At 77.0% G+C, this 2,704-nt stretch carries 3 protein-coding genes; 2 read left to right on the forward strand and 1 reads right to left on the reverse strand.

Features of this window, described 5'->3' with window-relative positions; genetic code table 11:
* The first annotated feature begins 121 nt into the window (after window positions 1-121).
* Entirely contained in the window at window positions 122-1,573 is a 1,452-nt protein-coding gene (locus E1211_RS31545; RefSeq protein ID WP_132353808.1) for an ABC transporter ATP-binding protein, read from the forward strand.
* On the forward strand, window positions 1,570-2,370 hold the full coding sequence (locus tag E1211_RS31550; RefSeq protein WP_132353810.1) for an energy-coupling factor transporter transmembrane protein EcfT: 801 nt from the start codon (window positions 1,570-1,572) through the stop codon (window positions 2,368-2,370). Before E1211_RS31545 ends, E1211_RS31550 begins: the two co-directional genes overlap by 4 nt.
* Before the next feature lie 84 nt (window positions 2,371-2,454).
* Here the strand turns inward: E1211_RS31550 and E1211_RS31555 are convergent.
* Window positions 2,455-2,704: hypothetical protein (locus E1211_RS31555; protein WP_371686230.1), on the reverse strand; the 250-nt coding region annotated here is incomplete at its 5' end.

Below are 2,704 nucleotides of genomic sequence, written 5' to 3' on the forward strand. Positions count from 1 at the left end.
CCGGAAACGACGCGGCACCGCACGGGCGGGGAGGTTGTCCGGATGCACGAGCCGCGGGATTCCGATCCGGGTACGGAACTGGACGAGCCGGGTGTGGCGCCGCCGGGGTCGGCGACGGACGGTGACGCTGCGGGGGTTCGGGTGGCGGCACGCCGGACGGAAGCGGTGGGCCGTCCGCGGGGTGGACCTGCGCGTCGAGCGCGGCGAACGGGTGCTGCTGCTGGGCCCATCGGGCGCCGGCAAGAGCACCCTGCTCGCCGCGCTCGCCGGACTGCTCCCCGAGGACTCGGGCGAGCAGAGCGGCACCGTGGAGATCGACGGGCTCGACCCGCGCAAGGCCCGCGACCGCGTCGGCATCGTCTTCCAGGACCCGGAGAGCCAGCTGGTCATGGCCCGCTGCGGCGACGACGTCGCGTTCGGGCTGGAGAACCGGGGCGTACCGAGCGACGAGATCTGGCCCCGGGTCGACGAGGCGCTGCGCCGGGTCGACTTCCCGTACCAGCGGGACCGGCGCACCGCCGCGCTCTCCGGAGGCGAGCAGCAGCGGCTCGCGCTGGCCGGGGCGCTCGCGCTGCGCCCCGGGCTACTCCTGCTCGACGAACCGACCGCCAACCTCGACCCGGCCGGCGCCGCGCTGGTGCGCTCGGCGGTCGCCGGCGCGCTGGACGCCGACACGACGCTGATCCTGGTCGAGCACCGGGTGGCCGAGGCACTGCCGCTGGTCGACCGGGTGGTGGTCCTGGAGCCCGGTGGCGGTGTACGGGCCGACGGGACGCCGGAGGCGGTCTTCAACGCGCACGGTGACGCGCTCGCGGCCGAGGGGGTCTGGGTGCCGGGCCGGACCGCGCCGCCGCGCCGCGCCACCGCCGCCCCCGGCGCGGTGCTGCTCAGCGCGGACGAGCTGGGCCTGCGCCCCCGCCTGGCCGCGACCGACCTGACCGTACGCGCGGGCGAGGCCCTCGCCGTGCTCGGCCCGAACGGGGCGGGCAAATCCACACTGGCGTTGCTCCTCGGCGGGCTGCTCAAGCCGGGCACCGGCACGGTCACGGCGAGCACCGAGCTGGCCGGCCGGGATGCCGCCGCTCCCCCGCACAGATGGCGCGCCCCGGCGCTGGCCACCCGGATCGGCTCCGTCTTCCAGGATCCGGAGCACCAGTTCGTCACCGGCACGGTCCTCGACGAGCTGGCCCTCGGCCCACGCCGCACCGGTCGCGCCGAGGCGGAGATTCGCTCCGCTGTGGACGGACTGCTCGACCGGCTGCGGCTGACCCCGCTGGCCCGCGCCAACCCGTACACCCTCTCCGGCGGCGAGGCGCGGCGGTTGAGCGTGGCGACCGCCCTGGCCACCGCGCCCCGGCTGCTGATCTGCGACGAACCCACCTTCGGCCAGGACCGGCGGACCTGGCTGGAGCTGGTGGAGCTCTTCGCCGACCTGCGCGACGCCGGGCACGCGGTCGTCACCGTCACCCACGACGCGGAGTTCGTCGCCGCGCTGGCCGACCGGCAGGTCACGCTGACGCGCCCCGCGCGCACCGGCGACGGGGCGGCGGCCGCGACGGGGGCGTCCTCGTGATCAGCCTCGAACCGGTCGCCGCCCCCGGAGCGCCGCTGGCCCGGCGCAACCCGGTCGCGAAGTTCGTCGCGGCGCTGCTCTTCTCCTTCGTCCTGGTCGCCACGCTCGACCCGGTGGCCCCGGCGATCGCCATCGCCGTCGAGCTGGCGGTCCTGCCGCTCTTCGGCGTCCGCTACCGGATGCTGGCCCGGCGGGCCTGGCCGCTGCTGGTGAGCGCGGTCGGCATCGTGGTCACCCTGGTCCTCTTCGCCGCCGAACGCTCGGGCCGGCTGCTGTTCGAGGCCGGCCCGGTCGTGGTCACCTCGGGGGTGCTGCTGACCGCGCTCGGCCTGGTGCTGCGGATGTTCGCGGTGGCGCTGCCCGGCGTGATCGTGTTCGCCACCACCGACCCCACCGACCTGGCCGACGCCCTGGTGCAGAACGCGAAGGCGCCCGCGCGCTTCGCCATCGGCGCGCTGGCCGCGTTCCGCCTCGTGCCGCTGCTCGGGCAGGAGTGGCAGGCGATCAGCATGGCCCGCCGGGCCCGCGGGGTGGACGCCGGACGCAACCCGGTGGCGAAGCTGCGACTCTTCGTCTCGACCGCGTTCGCCCTGCTGGTCGGGGCGATCCGGCGGGGCACCCGGCTCGCGGTCGCGATGGACGCCCGGGGGTTCGACGCGGGCACGCCGCGTACCGTCGCCCGACGCCAGCGGTTCACCGCCGCCGACGCGCTCCTCGTGGCCGGTGCGGTGGCGGTGGCCGCCGCCGCGCTCACCACCAGCATCGTGCTCGGGACGTTCCGCCCGCTGATCGGCTGACCCAGGGCCGTCCGCCGCCCTGGCGCCGGGGAACCGGCGGGGCGCGCTCCAGCGACGTGCCGCTGGACCGCGCCCCGGGGCCGGTCAGCTGCGTCGGAAGGCGTACCGGCGGGGCTGGCCCGCCCGCTGGCCACCCCGACCCGAGCCCGAGCGGGCGGGTGCGACCGGCGGACCGGCCTTCGGCGGAACCGGACGCGCCGCCGGCTCGGCCGAGCCGGCCGGGCTCGCCGCCGGCTCGGCCGAGTTCTCCGGCAGCGGGGGGACGGCGATCGGAAGCCGGTCGAGGTCGATCGGCGGCAGATCGCGGACGTTCGGGGCGGGACGGGTCGTACGG

Source organism: Micromonospora sp. 15K316, assembly GCF_004348525.1.
Classification (GTDB): Bacteria; Actinomycetota; Actinomycetes; order Mycobacteriales; family Micromonosporaceae; genus Micromonospora.